Origin of the sequence: Photobacterium sp. CCB-ST2H9, assembly GCF_023151555.2 — a bacterium.
Lineage (GTDB): Bacteria > Pseudomonadota > Gammaproteobacteria > Enterobacterales > Vibrionaceae > Photobacterium.
The window spans coordinates 1931009-1947925 of record NZ_CP100425.1 but is presented as its reverse complement, the minus strand read 5'-3'; the positions used below and the strand labels follow the sequence as shown (position 1 = coordinate 1947925).

Below are 16917 nucleotides of genomic sequence, written 5' to 3'. Positions count from 1 at the left end.
TGCTGTGACTTATTTTCTCTGGCGGCCGATTCTCTCTGGCTGTTCTGTCCGGGTGTACTGTCTGATCTCTATTTACAGCGCGATATAGACCAGAATGGCGCCAAACAAAGCAGTGAACACACCGCCTGCTCGTCCTTGAATTTCACTCAGTTCTACCGCCCAGCTGATCAGCTTTTTAAAATTCGCTCTGCCCAGGGTCATTAAAAACAGTGCGGCAATAATGGCAATCCAGCCTAAAGCGGCCACCAGCAATGGATAGTCACTCTGGTCTGCATATTCAATCAGGAGGTAGCCGATCAGTAAGCGTGCGACGACGGCGACAATCTGAAGCCAGAGCTGTTTTTTATGATGGGCCAGAAAATCGAGAATCAGTCTCGGTTCTGCGGCCAGAATTAGTCCCATCCCTGAAATGAATACACCGATCATTCCAATCAGAAGACGCATGTTGCTCTCCGTGTGTAAATAGGGCCGCAGGGATTCGGCCCCTGTAATTGCAATTTCATGTCAGAGCCTTGAGGGGTGACTGTCGGGATCGCCTTCGTCATGCGGTTTGTCGTCATGAGAAACCCCGTGTTCTTCCGGCGCTTCCTGATCCCAGGAGCCGTCTTCGGTCCAGGGGTCATCCTCGGGCAGCTCTTCGATATAGATTTCTTTATCTTCAAAGTCAGGCTGATAACGCAGATCAAAGTGCGCAGCACGGATGATGGAGACACATAAAAGCAATGCCACGATGAGCAGGGGCACGCCACCAATGACGCTGGCGGTTTGCAGGGTGTCCAGTCCGCCCAGGAACATCAGCGTAATCGGCATCACGGAAAGTGCGAATGCCCAGAACAGCCGGTTCCAGCGAGCCGGTTCTTCATCAATTTCTTTTTGCACCACGGCGGCGAGAATATAAGAAATCGAGTCAAATGTGGTGGCTGTGAAGATCACGGCCAGAATGGTAAATGCGAGGATCACCAGTTTGCTCAATGCGAGCGTGTGCAACATGGCAAAAATTGCCGTGGTGGCACCCTCCTGATTCAGAATGGTAATCACATCTAATTTTTCTGACAGCTGAAGGTAGATGCCGTAGTTACCCATGATCATGAAGAACAGGAAGCAGCCGAGTGTGCCGTAAAAAATAGAACCGACGACCATGGTTTTAATGGTGCGTCCCCGGGAAATACGTGCGATAAACAGGCCGACACTGGGTGCGAAGACCAGCCACCAGGCCCAGTAGAAAATGGTCCAGTCCTGAGGGAAGTGGGTATCCGGAAACTGCCGGAACTGGGCAAATGGCTCAGTCCAGGTTGCCATTTCAAACAGGTTATTGATCATCCTGCCGAGTGCATCCACCCCGGTATTCAGCATGAAGAGGGTCGGGCCAGTGATGAAAATAAACAGCAGAATGCCGACGGCCAGCCACATGTTGATGTTCGAGAGCATCTGAATCCCTTTTTTCAGCCCTGCATAGGCGCTGTAACCAAAAATGGCAGTACAGATAATGAGCACCACGATTTGGGTATACAGGTTATTGGGAACACCCAGCAGTTCATGAATCCCCTGATTAATCAGCGGTGCTGCGAGGCCCAGTGTTGTGGCGCCGCCGCCTAACATCCCGAAGATAAAGAACACATCGATCAGTTTCCCCAGCCAGCCTCGGGCCCGTTCATCACCCAGCACCGGCATCAGCGCTTCACTGATCTTCAGCACACTATGGTTTCGGACGTAGTAGAAGTAGGCGATTGGCAGGGCAGGGATCAGATAAATCGACCAGGCCAGGGGCCCCCAGTGAAAGATGCCGTAAGTGACAGCCCATTTGGCGGCTTCGTGGGTTTCTCCCGGAATATCAAAAGGGGGCGTTTGGTAGTAATAGGCCCACTCGATCATCGACCAGTACAAAATTGAAGCGCCAATCCCGGAACAGAACAGCATCGCGGCCCAGGAAAGGGTGGAAAATTCCGGATCTTCTTCCGGTGTGCCCAGCTTGATTTGCCCGATGTCGCTGAAAATCACGTAAACCATGAAGATGAAGGCGCCAAGGCCGAGGATCAGGTAGAGCACACCGAGTTGATCGGTCACGAAATCTTTTGCATTTCGGACCCAGGCGGCACCGGTATCCGGGAAAAAGATTAAAGGAAGAGTGACGGCGAAAAGTAAAAATAAAGAACCAAAAAAAGTTGGCTTATCAATGATGTCATTGAATTTGGTCGAGGACATCTGAACCTCCGCATTTTTTTGGGGGGAATCTCCGTTGCGGCCACTTTTCGGCACATTCCTGATGATGTTTGATGCAGGTTCTGAGCCGATGAAAAGAAAAGTACCCGTCAGAAAAAGCTTTAGTTGAGTGCTGATTATAGTTGAGTGACCAGGGATTGATGCTTCAAAGGTGAGTTTGGCCGGAGATGAGCAGCGAGAAGCCAGCGAGGGCTGGCTTCTTGAGAGACGTGTAATTTCTGAGGTTATCCCTGATGTCGTCTGACTCGCCACGCGGTGAAGCCCAGCAGAGCAAGCAGGGCAAATCCGTTCAGGCTGCCGCCGCCGCTGCCCGAAGAATAACTGGGCGCAGACTGATGAAACATCGGTTGAGCGTGATCCACCTGGGTTGGGGCGGCATTGGCCTGCCCGCGTTGCTGACGTGCCAGCTGCTCTTTTTCAACCCGCTGTTTGTTCTGGCGCTTGATGCTCAATTGTTCGAAGACTTCATCTTCAACCACCAGCAGAGACGTGTAGTCGGTCAGTAGGCCATATTCGACCGCCAGGGATTCAATCGCCTGCTCCATATCGCTGTCTTTCTGTTCCAGATAGTTCATCTGATCTTCCAGATCGCGAATGGCAGAGAAAGCCCACAGCCGTTCAATTTCAGGGTTCATCAGAGCGCTTTCAGGCAAATTGATCTCGGTTTTGTATTCACGTTTCTGACCGTTCACTGTGGCGGAAAGCGTGATGCGGGTTTGACCGGGCTTAAAATAATGGCCGAACACTGTCAACTGTTCACCCCGATATAAGCTGTTGATCTGTGCCGGGGTCAGGTCTTTGATTTTGACGCCATCGATGTCAAGCTGCACATTGCGATAGGCCTGATGTGTCAGCTTGCTGGTAACGTTCATCAGATGACCCAGCATGTCATCGGCGGTAGACACTGAAATCGCAAACCCGTTTGAGACTTTGGTCATCGGCTCCAGCAGCGGCGTGTTGGCACTGTTCCCCATGATGAAGGTGTACAGGCGCACATCGTATTTTTGCATCAGTTTCAGGAATTCACGCTTCGCAGTCGTCCCGACATTGGCCACGCCATCAGTGACGAGCACGATGCCGGACGGGCGATCAGCGTCGAGATGGCTGACGGCGCTTTCAATGCCTTCATATAAGTTGGTACCGCCGTCTGGCTGATACCGGTTCACTGAGGCGATGGCGTTTTGGATGTTCTCTGCCGTGACTGGTAAAAAGCCCTTGGTTGCCATATGGGCACTGTCGTCAAACATGATGATCCGGAAACGATCGTCGGCTGGCAGTTTATCCAGGCCACGCTCAACCCCGTTGACCAGTGTGCTGTAGTCACCGGTCATGGAGCCGGATTTGTCCAGCACGAATGTCCAGTCGCGACCCTGCGAAATGACGCCTAAGTCATCACCCGGCGTGAATGTGAGTTTGACCGTGCCGCGCGAACTGCGTTGCGGGTCGCGATAGGCAATCATATCCAGACGACCGGGCAATCCGTCTTTCAGCCGCCAGTAAACCACGATGTCCTGATCCAGTCTGAAAGGACTGTTGACCGCCTGAGCTTCGTTTGCTTCAGTTGTTTGCTGTTGCGACTGATTGGTGATTTCACTGTACCAGACCGATTGCCCGTCTTGCTGGGACTGACTGATCAGCGCCTGAGGGTGGGCAGGCAAACGCAGGCCATCGACCGGATAAGCCGACTTGACGGTGACATTGAACGTGAATGCTTCTTCGGCCCGATCATTGCGTGTCCAGAAAGACGCTGCCTGTTCATCCACACCACCTTCTTCCATCGGATAAACGTAACGTCCGACACCGTGATCCAGCAGGGCATCCTGCACGTACACCAGCTTCACTTTGACCTGCTGCTGCGGCTGAACCGGGAAAACTCGCATTTCAAAGGTCTTGAAGCTGTTCTTTTCTGTCAGAGCGGTTGCGTTCCCCTGATTTTTCTGTTCGTTGTAGATTGCCCTGGCTTTGTCTTTCGCGACTGCTTCGGCAATGACAGGCTTGCCGTTGATCCAGTACACGAATTCACCGACAACGGCTTTTTGCGGAACGGGAAAAGTGTAGAGGGCTTCCAGTTCGGTATCATTCGGGTTGAAGAATTCCTGCTCAATACTGGTGGTTGCGTAGCCGTCTTCAATCACGACACTGACGTGATGGGACTGAATCTTTAAATCCTGATACTGGCTTTGCACCGGTTTCAGCAGGCCGCTGGCCAAAGCTGCCGGACAGACAAAAACGACAGCAATGAAGAGAAATACGGACAGCATGTTCTTTGCAATGTTTGCGAGTGATCGATGGTGTGACATGAGTGCCTCCTATGCAGTTCGCGGTCAGACCACAATGTGTACGCAGGGAAGCTTGGCGGAACTTGATAGAATCGAACAGCGTTAAATTACAGGTTACTTCTCATGAGACCTGAGGTGCCACAGGTTATGACTTTGGTGCCGGATGGAATTCATCGAACAGAGGAAACTGCCAGCGACGAATCGCAAGAATCATGGACGTCCCGTGTCGGGCATCCATACTCAGGTTCTCATCATCCCGGCAGGTCGCATAAAATTCGCTGACCAGTTTCTGTAGGCGTTGCTGCATTCTCTGATTGCTCGGGAGCGACATGAGCCCGGTTGTCATCACCAGTTTTTCGCCGTCGTCGTTGAAGTGACTGGCAAAAAACTCTTTCTGGACCTGCTGCTGGAAAAAACACTGAATCGGGCCGCCGGCAAGCCAGGAAAAGGACGGGGAGATTTTCAGCCGGATGCGGTTATTTGCCTGTAATTCAATAATCCTGAGCCGGTCCAATTGTGCCAGCTTTTGAATCAGTTCCGGGGCTGAAAAATGATATTGTTCCAGAATGTCGGCAAAGCGGTAGCCGTTCAGCACACAGACGGCCACCAGCAGTAACGCTTTATCTTCAACCAGCTGTTTTTCCTGCTCATGGGTCAGCGATTGCAACCCGGACTCACTTGACGCAGTTAGCTGAAAAAGTTCAGCCATGTCCATACCCATGAGCTGGCAGATTTTTTCCAGCCGCTCCAGACTGATACTGCTGCCATCTGCCAGTAACCGCTTCACCGAGCCTTCGCTCAGTGCCAGAGTACGGGCGATGTCCTGATATTGAACGCCATGTAATTTGAGTTGCTTTTTGAGTTCAGAGACCAGCTGGTAGCATTCGGACATGTAATTTTCTCTTTTGGGGCGAAATGTAATTCAACAATGCTAACCGATTGTATGCAAACAGAGTTTGGCGCGGTTGTGTCTTGAGTCACAGGCCACAGGCCACAGGTCATCAGCCAGCCGGGATGACTGGCTGATGCCTGGAAACTGTTCCCTGAAAAAGTGAGGGAATCAGTAACGGTTGATTGTGATGTCCGAGATATAACCGTGGTTGGCATGATGCAGAGATTTTTTCAGCATGTTTGCTGTTTCATCTGCTGTCATGAAGCCGCTGAGATCCATGGTTTTCCCGCTGGTGGCCCAGAAATCGGTTGCCATGCCGCCCGGGTAGACGCCCACCAGATTCATGGGTTTATCTTTCAGTTCCAGCCGGACGGATTCCATCAATCCTCTGACGCCCCATTTCACGGCGCAATAGGTCGATTCACCGGCTTTTGCGGTTTGCGCTGCTGTAGACATCACCATCACCATGGTCAGCGGAGTATTGCGATAGCGGATCACGGCTTCACGCAGGAAATAGGCTGCAGACAGCAGGTTGTTGTGTATCAGCCGGGCAATTGCTTCGGGATCCTGTTTTTCAATCGTGCCAAAGTGGCCGCTGCCGGTGCAGAAAATGATGGTTTCCGGTGTCGCGGGGAGCTGGTCAAAAAGCCGGGTGACTGCTTTGGGATCAGAAAGATCTGCAGTCAGCGTACAAATATTGGCAGGCTGACAAGCCTGAGCCACCTCATGCAGCCGTTCATCATGACGGCCTGTCAGCGTTAACGTGTGCTTATCCTGAGCATAAGTTTTTGCCAGCGCAGCGCCCAGTCCACTGCTGGCCCCGGTAATGAGGATCATTGCTTACCTTCTGTTTCTTATGGGGTTATAGGGCCAAGTATAGTGATGATTTGAGGGAGTTGACATCAGATGGAACCGAATCAACAGTTGACGGCCCGCAGTGTCTGGATTGAATTTGATGGATGTCTTGTTTATTAGTCAATGAATATAATTTTGATGAGGTAGACTTTTTTAGATTGGAACGAGTTCAAGGTGATTTATTAAACCATATATTTGATATTTTTATTTTCTGGATGTCTTCTTTTAGAAAGTTATTTTTTATATCGTCATTTAATGACGACTGGTTTTCAATTTGTGTTTTATTCAGGGATGTTATTTGTTTTGATTGCAACTTAGAAGGTGAAACATGAATCAAAATCGACAGTTTGGAAGTAGGAAGAGGCCAGAAAAGGATATATGGGATAAACTTCAAGCAGTTGGAGGTGTGAGTACAGCTGTGATTGCTGCGATAATAACAGCTGTCGCTTCATGGACTATTTTTCATGAGCAAGAAAATTCAAAAAAAATAAATTTATATACTCAGCTTATTAGTGAGCAGACGCAAGCGGAAAGTCAAGTAAGAAAAGACATGTTCACAACTATCTTAAATTCTTTTTTCGGAGGAGGTAATGAAGTAAATTTAAACAGAAAACATGAAAATGAAAATAAAGGTAAAAAAGAGGGTAAAAAACAAGGCGATGAAAAAGTTTGTGCTTATGATAGATATAACAATCAAATCACCTTGTTAGATATGTTGGCAAGAAACTTTCATGAAGCGATTGACATGAAGTCGCTTTTCATCTATGTACTCTTAAATATGATGAATGATTTTGGTGATGAATATAATATCATGAGAGATGGTGAATTAATTGAAAAACTAAGTGATTGTCAAAAGAAAATTTTATTAAAATATCATAAAGAACATCAAGGTGATTTTTTTCGTCAAGTCACGGTGGATAATAAGAATAAAATAAATTCTATATTTTCTAATAAGAAAGAGCGCCTTAAGGCTAGGCTAATATCAATTTCAGGCAGAGTTAAAACAAAGCAGCTGGAAAGTTTGAGTAGTGTTAGCTATAGAGTTAGATTCAAAATTGACTTAGCAAAAAGCTGTGAGATTCATCCATTCCATCGAGTTAATGACCCTCATGAATATTGTGATCGCGAAGGGAACGTCTACAGAGAAAAACCAGTTGAATTATATTTTTCTCACGATGGGAAGTTGTTTAAAAGAGAGTTTACGATAAGTTCAACTTTTCATTATAAAAAATGGAATATGGTTAAGGTTGATGTGGGGATTAAAAAGGACGAAAATGAAAATAATTCTGATTCGGATGGAGGTGATAGATTTCATGCTAGCTTTTGGGTTGGGAATTTTGATTTTCCACTAAGTGATAATACTCTTTTCTCAAAGTATGAAAGGTATTCAGTTATTTTGGATTCGATTAATGAAACGTCAGCATATGTTTCTCTGCTTTATTTCCCGGCAGTATATGGTGGTTTTAAAGAGAGGTCGTATTATCAGCATAAGATTCTGAATATGTTAATGAATAACTCACATTAAAGAGTTTTAATTCTGTGGTGTTATATGTTTTTTTCAACGATTTGATTGTATCAGGACAGAGGAAACAAAAATGTTTAATTATATTGCTTTGGTTTCTCAAACTAGTCAGGTGAAAAATTGGGAAGTCCAGATGGTTGCTGCTGCACTTCAGATTCAGGTAAGCAGAGACTTTACTCCTATTTGGGGGGTAGACGCAACGGTCAGCGCTTTTGATCAGCTGGAAGATGTTCCTTCTGGTTATTGGCCTATCCTGATTCAGGATGATATTGGATTCGCCGGGGCTGCAGGCATTCATTTAGACCAAAATAAAAAGCCGTTTGGTTTAGTTCAGTTTTCAAACCGCTGGTCGATTACAGCCAGTCACGAAATTCTGGAAATTTTGGTTGACCCCATGGGAAACCGTATGATCAGTGCACCTTCGATCGTGCCTGAGCAAGGGATTGTTGAGTATCTGGTGGAAGTTTGCGATCCCAGTGAAGCGGAAGAATTTACCTATCAGATTAACGGTGTTCTGGTTTCAGATTTTTATACGCCTGACTTTTTTCTGCCAATTTCATCGGGTAATGTTCGGTATAGTTTTTCGGGGGCCATTCAATCGCCGCGTAAAATCTTAAAAGGGGGGTATATCAGCTGGAGGGTGCCATCGACCGATCATTGGTGGCAACAAAAGTGGTTTGAAGGGAATACACCGGAGTTGATCGATTTTGGCGTTCAAAATACCGCCGATGAAAGCCCAAGGACGGTGATTGATCGATTAACAATGCTGGACCGCCAAAAACCAACAGCATGGTTTGGTTTGCCCAAAACAGGAAAAATGATGAAGGAGCAAGCCAAACTGTTCAAAGTTGCGAACGTGACCAATCAATTCAGAGCAGCTACGTTGATGCAAGAGATTGATGACATTAAGGCCAAAGCTCAACTCAACGTTAAAACTCAACCCCAAACAAGAGTTATTTAGACTGTGGTAGTAATGACAGGGAATATATGAAAAGAATCAGGGCCATTGTGGCCCTGATGATAATTTGGTGTTCCGATTGACACTGCAGTTGTAAAGAAATCCGCTCAATCTCAGAACAGAATCGTTCTGCCGGATTGAGCCTGATTTTTCGAATAAGTGACCGTATGGACAGCATTACCGTTTGACATGACCAAACGGATGCTTCCGCCTTTATTTGATAGTTGTACACTGTTGGGTTGCAGTGGAATACGAAGAGACTCACCGCCGTCCAGGCTGATGGTGTTGAGTTCCTGTGCATTGCCGTTCCGGTCAACCAGTTGCCAGTTTTTCAGGTCGACTTTCGAGAGTGAGGTATTGAGTATAGTGACCGACTCATGGCCCGGATCATGCCCTTCCGGATTCACCAGAGCTGCGATAATCCGCACGGATCCGTCTACAGTCGGGGTGACCGTAGGTCCATTGTCATTGCGATGCGGTACGGCAGGCATATCTGAAGGCTGCGCTGCGCCCTTAAACATAGGATAGAAGGTTCGAATGTGTCGGTTATTTGAGCTGCGGAAGACTTTCAGGTCGTAAAGTGCATCATTGATTATGGCGTTTTTTGGTGCTCTTGCTCCGATGTGTGCTCTGACTGTTCCAAGTGCAAGTAAGCCTTCAACACTGCAGCCTACAAAAAAGCCGCCAATGGGTTTGGTTAATGGCCGAACAGCATTGCGTTCATAATCCGGCGCATTCCAACCGTAGGAAATCGTCACGGACTCCGGATATTGCTTTTGACCACTGGACTGTTCTGAGCCCAGATAAATAATCCGGTCTTTTTGAAGGCCGGGAAAATGATCCTGAGAGCCATCAACAAGATGTCCAAAGCCATCATCAAGGTAATATTTGTACCAGAAGTGATAGCCCTGAACTTTACTTTTCTCTTGCTCGCCGACCACCACATGTTCAAAGCCAGATAAATGCGGATCGCCCCCCATTTCAAAACGTCTGAACCACATTTCCATCAGGGTGTTATACCATCGGTCGCGGCTAATGCTGGTGCCTGTTGTTATCGCAACGTATTCTCTGGCCACTTGCATCGGTGCGGTATCAATCATTTCATGAACTAAGTCATGTATTTCTTCACGTTCTTCCGGTGTTTCTGTTTCTTCATCACGTTCTGCCAGCGCGTAATTATCAAACAGCGCGCGGCATAGTTCATAGGTCCGTTTTTTGGATTCAGGGATGGCCACTTCCGTCAGAACTTTCAAATCCCGATTCTGTACATCAAGTTGGTGGTTCACTTTTACAAACCCTTTGCTCTGGTCACCCGTCTCATTATCGAGGATTGCCTTTACACCAGATCCCGACTGATCTGCATCCCATATCTCTTGGTAAATATTTGTCATGATATGCCCTCATTCAATTCAGCTTTAAATCAGAAATAATAGGGCAGTACATCAGTACCTCCGATGGCACTCTCTGCATTGCAACCATAGATGAGCACCACGACAAAAGAGTCAGGTTGATCACAGAGTCGGAGAAAGTTGGGGCGTTCAACTTGTTGTGGAAATTTATACTCGAATCATTTGAATTGCGTTGTGACTCACCGCCGTTATAGTGCTACTCACAGTCATTGCCCTCTTCGACCCAGCATGATCCCGAATGTTTTACCCATAATCATCAGGTCAGTTCTGAACCATGGCCAGAACGACCCCAGTATCAGCGCGTAGCTGTGGTCAAAAGCCACTTTGCTGCGAACATCTTCGATACTGGTGTCATAGCCCTGGTTGATCTGAGCCAGACCTGTAATCCCGGGCAGAATTCCATACGTCCGTTCGGTGAAAAAGGGAATGGCTGATTCGAGCTGCTGATAAAATTCCGGCCTTTCCGGCCGGGGACCGACGATTGACATGTCACCCCGGAGCACATTAATCAGCTGGGGGAGTTCATCCAGACGGGTTTTTCTGAGGAACGAACCGACGCGGGTAATGCGTGGATCTGCCTTGGACGCGAATACGGCACCAGTCACGGATTCCGCGTTTACGACCATGGTCCGGAATTTCAGGATATTAAAGATTCGGGTCTGCTCAGGCAGCATTTGTCCGATCCGGCGCTGCTGGAAAAAAACAGGGCCGGGGGAGTCCAGTTTGATGGCCAGTGCGATGACCGGGAAGACGGGAAGCGTGAGCGCCAGCCCCAGTCCGGCAATGATGATATCCATCACGCGTTTTGTTTTGGCGGTGATCGGATTCATGGTGCTGCTCCGGCGTTGGTTGGAGTGGATAATGAACGGGCGTCTGTCAGATGCGGAGAGAGCTGTGACCCGCTGCCAGCGACCTTTTTCCAGACCCAGGGCATACCTCAGACTGCCGATCAGACTGGCGGCATGACCGCTGACCAGATAAGCGAGGGTGTGTCCCAGTTTGCCTGTCGGTGCGGCCGGGAAAATCAGCGTCGTGACGGCAATCAGATACAGAAAGCACTGAATTAGCGCAAGGCAGAGAAATACGCTGGATTCATCGGCGAGCAGCAGACTGCCGACCAGCGCAAACACCATCAGATAACCACTCAGAACCCGCAGGACTTTGCCGGAAGTAAAAAGAAAGGCGACGCCCCGGTATCTGGGGCTGAGCAGCTGTTTCAACAGGACGACTTGTTGCAGGTTGCCCGCGCCGATTCGCTGGCGACGTTTGAAATCCATGGCGACAGACGAAGCTTCCAGTTCCAGCGCAATAATCTGGTTTTCATGGGCTGCCCGGTAGCCCTTGGCCACGATCCGCATCGGCAGAACAAAGTCATCATTGATTGTGTCAGCCGGGAGCGGTTCAAACAGCTCACGCCGGAACAGATAAAAGGCGCCATGGGCACCCAGCGTCGCCCCCAGCGCCGCTTCCTGAGTCTTGAGCCGCCCCTGATATTGCCAGTAGGTTTCTTCGCCGCCGGTGCCCGGCTGGTAGATCTGATAATGGCTGTTGAGCACTCCCACCGCGGGATCAGCAAAACTTGCCGCGGCCTGTAGTAATGCATCGCAGGAAATGATGGCGGAAACATCGCTCAGCGCCACGAGATCACATGCCAGCAAGGGGATGACTTCATTCATCGTTGCGACTTTTCCGCGGTTCTCTGCAAATTCCATCACGGTAATATTCAGATGCCGGCAGGCCATTTCATCGGCTGTCTGCCTTGCCAGCGCGGCCGTTTCATCCTGACAGCCATCGCAGGCAATGACGATACTGAGTTTACTGCCGGGATAGTCCAGCGCAGCGAGATTACGGATTTTTTCTGCGATCCAGGCCGCTTCGTTATAGGCAGGAACCATTATGGCAATCCGGGGTAAGTCTGCATCAGATGCGCTGTCCTGAAATGCCCGGCTGATGGCCTGCGGTTTGACGGTCTGTGGTTTGACTGATGACGTTTTTTTGCTCAGCCAGCGTAAAAGCAATGGATAGCCAAGGTGATGATAAATGATCAGAACAATCGCAATCAGGGTGAGAGAGCTGATGAGTTGCTGCCACATATCGGTCACCTTTTTCTATGCCGGTTCTCTGTCGGTTTTAGGCTGGGAGCTTCCCCAGACGGCCAAGTTCATCGTATGCAAACGCCATTTTTCGGGCATCGTTGTGTTGCAGGATATGATGTCGCGGGTTCTGTCTCGGCTTCGTCATTAACGCTGTTGTCAGTTGATAGGTCAGGGTTCGCGGGTCTTCCGGACTGAGGATCATGCCGCTGAACGGGCACAGTGTTTCCCGGCTGGCACCAACATCCGTAACCGCTGCCGGGATCCCGCAGGCCTGGGCCTCAAGCGGGGTCAGCGGGTAGCCTTCCGCCGCAGAAACCAGACAAAATAAATCCAGAGCCTGATAAAACTGGGGCATATCCTCAACCAGCCCCATAAAATGCACGCGTTCTGTGACATTCAGGCTGATGGCGTGGTTGAACAGTTTATCGGCCATACTGCCGTGTCCTGCGATGACAAGATGGACATGATGGGGTAATTCCGGCAGGACTTCGATCAGCAGGAATTGCCGCTTGACGGGCTCAAGCCTTCCGGCAGTCCCGATAAGCAACGCATCCTGCGGCAGTCCCAGAGACTGGCGGGCTTTTTCCTGACTGCCCGGTTGAAAGCGTTCTGTATCTATGCCGTTCAGAATGGTCATGACGTTGCGGCGCTTCAGACGCTGATACAACTGGTATGCGACCTGAGCACCGTCTGCAACCAGAAGCGGGCGACTAAACGTGAGTGCAAGTTTTTGCAGCCGGCACCGTTTTTCATTTGCCAGATGCCAGGCATCATGCTCGGTATGAATCAGCGTGGGAACTCTTGCGAGCCTTGCGGCCAGACCGGCATACAGTAATGGCCCGATGTGGTGTGTATGGACAATCTCGGCGTTCATCCGGCGGAAAATGCGGGTGAGCGTCAGGATGAGTTCAGGGGAAAAGCCCGGCTCTTTGTCCAGGAAGATCAGTTTATCCGCGACGGCTTCGAGTCTCGGCCATTGGTCCAGCGCTGAAGCTTTGGTGCCCTCAAGACTGAGGATATACATGCTGTCTTTATTGGCAGAAAACCGGAGAATATCCAGAGCGAGTGCTTCCAGACCGCCCGGTTTCAAGTGTTGTACAACTTGGATGACTGTCTTCATTCGCTTCACCTTACCTGGCTGGATGCTCATTTCCTGATTCAGCAATTGCTGTGCCATGATTGAACCCATCCTGAGTTCCTGATAAATCACGAAGTCCTGCTGGCGGATGTCCGTTTTTTTTGCATTTTGAGACTCAAGATGAAAACGGTGCAGTTTTATGGCAACGGGATGCTGTTTTCTGTGCGTCTTTCTGCAAACGAGGCACTGAGATCCAAATTCACTGCTGACTGGGGTTGTGGTGGCAGGCGGGTCAGCACAGGCACACCGGTCAGGCTGTACAGGCGATCTTTGCGCCGGACTGATGTATCGGTCAGTTCAAGCACCAGTGCCGCACCACTGCCAATCAAAATGCCCCCAAACACGCCAGACAGAATGAAAACAATCACAGGCAGGTTCGATGGTCCGCTCGGCGTAAAGGGCTGATCAATCACTTTGATGCGTTTGTCCTGCTCGAAAATACCCAGAGAACTGGTGAGCCGGGCCATTTCATAGCGCTTGAGCAGTTCGTCATACAGCTGGCTTTTGACGGCCAGATCCCGCTCCAGTCGCTTCAGTTCCTGTTCTTTATTACTGAAGGCGTGCGCCTTTGCTTCCAGTTCATGCACCATGTTTTTCAGGCTGGCGGTTTCTTCCTGCAGCGCATCGACTTTGCTGCGTGCTAACTGCAGCTGTTCGAGCTGCGAAATCAGTAACGGCTGGGTGTGTCCGTTGTCATAGACCGTGTTGTGTGAGGCAATGTCCCAGAGCTGTTCCGGGTTCACCGGGGTGGGTGTGGCCGACAGGACTTTTTGTCTTTCATCTTCCAGTCTTCTGAGTTCACGCAGCGCGCCCTGAACCGCGGAATGCTGATCGGTATATCTGGCCCGGAGAAGGGTGATTTCACTGCGGGTTTTGATGATTTGTTCTTCAATGCGCCCAATCACCGGATTGGTTCTGGACAGCTGCTGGTCCAGACCGCCGAGACTGCGCACGGCGCCTGCCAATTCAGATTTTTTTTCCGCCAGACGCTGTTTGAGCTGACCCAGCTGCGTCATGGTCGACACCTGTAACTCGGGCAGTACGGTGATGTGCTCACTTTTATAACTGGCGAGTGCCTGTTCGGCTTTTTCCAGTTCTTCCCGGCGATACTGAATATGCTCAGACAGGAAGTAGCTGGAATCTTTCATGGAAGACCGTTCAGGGGCGAGCACTTGCTCAATGAAATGCCGGCTCACAATATCCAGCGTTTCCTTCATACCCTCCCGGGCACCGGAACGGTAGTCAATCCGGATCAGATCCTTGCCCATCATACTGACTGTAAGACCGGCAGAAAGGCGGGCAATGACCGCATCGGTTTCGGCATCGCTGGTTTGATCGTGAATGAGCCCGCGGTCGCGTGCGACAGCGCCCAGAATGTGGCGGCTGTGCAGCAGGGTTTTTAAGGCGTCCATGCGGTCTTTCAGCATGGCTGAAACCGCGAGATCCTCCAGAAACGGATTCATTTTCGAGGTTTCCTGAATCAGCATACTGGTATGGGAACGGTAGGTTTTCGGGCTGAAGGTTCCGATGATACCGCCGAACACCGGGAGAATGAGAATCGGCAACACAATCAGATAACGCCGCCGCCAGGCCGCTTCCAGAATGATCAGAAACCGATGAGACAGTCGCATTACAGTCCCTCCAGCCACTGGCTCACCTGAGCCGCTCTTTGCTGCCAGGTATGGTCCGCCGCAACATTTGCCTGACGGGGTGCCGGAGATTGCTGACCGGCCCGCAGAATGGCGTTGACCATCTCATCGGCGCTCCGGGCAACGTGAATCAGTTCCCGGTACGGCTTCAGCGCAGGAAAAGGGGTTGCAACCACAGGCTGACCGGCAGCCAGATATTCAAGCAGCTTGAGCGGGTTACAGGCACGTATCTGCGCATTATCAACAAAAGGCAATAAAGAGACTTGCCAGTGCTGACTGTAAGACGGTAGCTGGTGATGCGCTCGGGGACCCAGAAGATGGACCTGAGGCAATTTGGCGATCGGACTGATGTCTGTGTGAATCTGACCGATAAAGACAAAATGCCAGTCCGGTAAGCGTTTGATCACCTCAGCCAGCATCGGATAATCCAGCCAATCAGACAGACTGCCGTAGAATCCGGCGACTGGTCGGCCGTCATCCGGTAAGTCTGCGGCTCGCGGTACGGGTGAATTGAAGCGCAAGAAATCAACCCCGTGGGGGAGATGCCGGGTTTTCGAAGCCGGAAACTGCTCAGCCAGCACCGGGCTGGCCGCCATGATCAGGTCGGCACGATGGACCAGTGATTGCTCATGTTGGGAGACGGTCTGGTGGTCGACGCCCGCCAGGGCAGAAAAATCATCGCCGCAGTAGTAAACCACCGCAGACTCGCCCAGTTGTCCGCATAAATCGGCGGCGGTCGGCAGCGATGTCCACAAAATGGGAGCGTGCAGTTTGGATTGCCGCATAATCGGAAGCAATTGACGACGCATCAGCGAGGTGGCCAGTTTTCGTTCCCAACGAGTGCGCGGTGCTGGAATCGTCTTCAGATTGATGACCTGCATTTGGTCTGGCACTGATATTCCGGATTGAGGTTGCTGGCCGGACTGTCGTGCAGCGAACAGTTTTCGCCAGGCGCGCTGAAGATCCCGGCCTGTCAGTGCCGGGCGACGCAGGCCAATTGAATTGATCCAAAGCACCTGCCGATCCTGTGCCAGATACCGGATCAGATGCTGGGTACTGGACGGCAGGCCACCCCAGTCTTCGCCGAAGACGATCAGATCATGCGGCATCTGTTTTCTCCTCATCCGGCTGGGTCAGAGGGCTTTGGTGGATCAAGATACGGAGTACCTTCGCCGGGTTTCCGGCAGCCAGCACACCCGGCGGCAGACTTTTAGTCACAATGCTCCCGGCAGCGACGATCGTGCCCTGACCAATACGGACACCGGGCATGATATATACACCTGTGCCCAGCCACACATCGTCTTCCAGAATAATATCGCCGGTTTGTGAATCGGCATCTGGCTGTCCGGCTGCCCGGGCGACAGGGTCAACCGGATGACCCGGATAGCCGCACAAGAAGCTGCGTCCTGCAATCCGGACGTTATTGCCCAGAATCACCTGAGTGCCGACTGCAATGGTGGTTTGCCAGCCAATTCCGACGTTATCGCCCACCCGTAACTCCGGCTGACAGGTTCCGTGAGCCCGGCCGCTGAAGGTTGTGTGTCCGGAGATCCGGCATCGATGTCCCACGGTGATTTTCAGCGGACCGGAGATAAATGGCAGGCCGCCATACAGGTTTAAGCCGCGGCCGCACGCTGTCAGACGGCCTTTGAATAGCGGGGTCCACCAGCATATCCGGACTAGGGTTTGTACTGAGGTGAGAGCGACTTTCCAGCCGTGATAAAGCGGCAGACTCAGCAGGCGCGGCGCAGGAACTTCCAAACGGCGCAGCCACAGACAAAAGTGAAATAACCGCTTTGCTAGAGGATTCTGGCTATGTTTGAGCCACTGTTTTACATGATGGACCGACACAACTGACATGAGACCTCCTGTGCTGGAACACTTGCTGAAACAATCAAT

At 50.5% G+C, this 16917-nt stretch carries 13 protein-coding genes; 2 read left to right on the top strand and 11 right to left on the bottom strand.

Features of this window, described 5'->3' with window-relative positions:
• Window positions 1-72: 72 nt before the first annotated feature.
• The 5 genes from L4174_RS09015 to L4174_RS08995 all read right to left on the bottom strand — a co-directional run bounded on the left by L4174_RS09015 (window position 73) and on the right by L4174_RS08995 (window position 6228).
• Window positions 73-444: a hypothetical protein gene (locus L4174_RS09015; RefSeq protein ID WP_248140441.1), complete on the bottom strand. Its 372-nt coding sequence runs from the start codon at window positions 442-444 to the stop codon at window positions 73-75.
• 60 nt (window positions 445-504) lie between these two features.
• A complete protein-coding gene (locus L4174_RS09010) occupies window positions 505-2202 on the bottom strand; it encodes a BCCT family transporter (protein ID WP_248140440.1) in 1698 nt (565 codons plus the stop codon).
• Between the two features lie 242 nt (window positions 2203-2444).
• Window positions 2445-4520: a VIT and VWA domain-containing protein gene (locus tag L4174_RS09005; protein ID WP_371929324.1), complete on the bottom strand. Its 2076-nt coding sequence runs from the start codon at window positions 4518-4520 to the stop codon at window positions 2445-2447.
• Window positions 4521-4644: 124 nt separating this feature from the next.
• A complete protein-coding gene (locus L4174_RS09000) occupies window positions 4645-5391 on the bottom strand; it encodes a helix-turn-helix transcriptional regulator (protein ID WP_248140439.1) in 747 nt (248 codons plus the stop codon).
• 168 nt (window positions 5392-5559) lie between these two features.
• The gene (locus L4174_RS08995; RefSeq protein ID WP_248140438.1) at window positions 5560-6228 is read right to left on the bottom strand and encodes an SDR family NAD(P)-dependent oxidoreductase; all 669 of its coding nucleotides are present in this window, start codon (window positions 6226-6228) and stop codon (window positions 5560-5562) included.
• A 346-nt stretch (window positions 6229-6574) separates the two neighbouring features.
• Between L4174_RS08995 and L4174_RS08990 the strand changes: the two genes are divergently transcribed.
• Window positions 6575-7771, top strand: coding sequence for a hypothetical protein (locus tag L4174_RS08990; RefSeq protein ID WP_248140437.1), 1197 nt, complete (start codon window positions 6575-6577; stop codon window positions 7769-7771).
• Window positions 7772-7841: 70 nt separating this feature from the next.
• On the top strand, window positions 7842-8729 hold the full coding sequence (locus L4174_RS08985; protein WP_248140436.1) for a hypothetical protein: 888 nt from the start codon (window positions 7842-7844) through the stop codon (window positions 8727-8729).
• Between the two features lie 110 nt (window positions 8730-8839).
• On the opposite strand, the gene L4174_RS08980 is transcribed toward L4174_RS08985, so the two are convergent.
• The 6 genes from L4174_RS08980 to L4174_RS08955 form a co-directional block, all read right to left on the bottom strand.
• The gene (locus L4174_RS08980; RefSeq protein ID WP_248140435.1) at window positions 8840-10117 is read right to left on the bottom strand and encodes a lamin tail domain-containing protein; all 1278 of its coding nucleotides are present in this window, start codon (window positions 10115-10117) and stop codon (window positions 8840-8842) included.
• A 224-nt stretch (window positions 10118-10341) separates the two neighbouring features.
• Window positions 10342-12228: a sugar transferase gene (locus tag L4174_RS08975; protein ID WP_248140434.1), complete on the bottom strand. Its 1887-nt coding sequence runs from the start codon at window positions 12226-12228 to the stop codon at window positions 10342-10344.
• A 37-nt stretch (window positions 12229-12265) separates the two neighbouring features.
• Window positions 12266-13420, bottom strand: coding sequence for a glycosyltransferase (locus tag L4174_RS08970; RefSeq protein ID WP_248140433.1), 1155 nt, complete (start codon window positions 13418-13420; stop codon window positions 12266-12268).
• An 86-nt stretch (window positions 13421-13506) separates the two neighbouring features.
• Entirely contained in the window at window positions 13507-15000 is a 1494-nt protein-coding gene (locus tag L4174_RS08965; RefSeq protein ID WP_248140432.1) for a chain-length determining protein, read from the bottom strand.
• A complete protein-coding gene (locus L4174_RS08960; RefSeq protein ID WP_248140431.1) occupies window positions 15000-16127 on the bottom strand; it encodes a glycosyltransferase in 1128 nt (375 codons plus the stop codon). Before L4174_RS08960 ends, L4174_RS08965 begins: the two co-directional genes overlap by 1 nt.
• Entirely contained in the window at window positions 16117-16878 is a 762-nt protein-coding gene (locus L4174_RS08955; RefSeq protein ID WP_248140430.1) for a DapH/DapD/GlmU-related protein, read from the bottom strand. The genes L4174_RS08960 and L4174_RS08955 overlap by 11 nt, the downstream gene beginning before the upstream one ends.
• Window positions 16879-16917 lie beyond the last annotated feature (39 nt).

Excerpts from the sequence above, each read along its gene's own strand:
- L4174_RS09015 (WP_248140441.1), bottom strand. The coding sequence starts at position 444 with ATGCGTCTTCTGATTGGAATGATCGGTGTATTCATTTCAGGGATGGGA.
- L4174_RS09010 (WP_248140440.1), bottom strand. The coding sequence starts at position 2,202 with ATGTCCTCGACCAAATTCAATGACATCATTGATAAGCCAACTTTTTTT.
- L4174_RS09005 (WP_371929324.1), bottom strand. The coding sequence starts at position 4,520 with ATGTCACACCATCGATCACTCGCAAACATTGCAAAGAACATGCTGTCC.
- L4174_RS09000 (WP_248140439.1), bottom strand. The coding sequence starts at position 5,391 with ATGTCCGAATGCTACCAGCTGGTCTCTGAACTCAAAAAGCAACTCAAA.
- L4174_RS08995 (WP_248140438.1), bottom strand. The coding sequence starts at position 6,228 with ATGATCCTCATTACCGGGGCCAGCAGTGGACTGGGCGCTGCGCTGGCA.
- L4174_RS08990 (WP_248140437.1), top strand. The coding sequence starts at position 6,575 with ATGAATCAAAATCGACAGTTTGGAAGTAGGAAGAGGCCAGAAAAGGAT.
- L4174_RS08985 (WP_248140436.1), top strand. The coding sequence starts at position 7,842 with ATGTTTAATTATATTGCTTTGGTTTCTCAAACTAGTCAGGTGAAAAAT.
- L4174_RS08980 (WP_248140435.1), bottom strand. The coding sequence starts at position 10,117 with ATGACAAATATTTACCAAGAGATATGGGATGCAGATCAGTCGGGATCT.
- L4174_RS08975 (WP_248140434.1), bottom strand. The coding sequence starts at position 12,228 with ATGTGGCAGCAACTCATCAGCTCTCTCACCCTGATTGCGATTGTTCTG.
- L4174_RS08970 (WP_248140433.1), bottom strand. The coding sequence starts at position 13,420 with ATGGGTTCAATCATGGCACAGCAATTGCTGAATCAGGAAATGAGCATC.
- L4174_RS08965 (WP_248140432.1), bottom strand. The coding sequence starts at position 15,000 with ATGCGACTGTCTCATCGGTTTCTGATCATTCTGGAAGCGGCCTGGCGG.
- L4174_RS08960 (WP_248140431.1), bottom strand. The coding sequence starts at position 16,127 with ATGCCGCATGATCTGATCGTCTTCGGCGAAGACTGGGGTGGCCTGCCG.
- L4174_RS08955 (WP_248140430.1), bottom strand. The coding sequence starts at position 16,878 with ATGTCAGTTGTGTCGGTCCATCATGTAAAACAGTGGCTCAAACATAGC.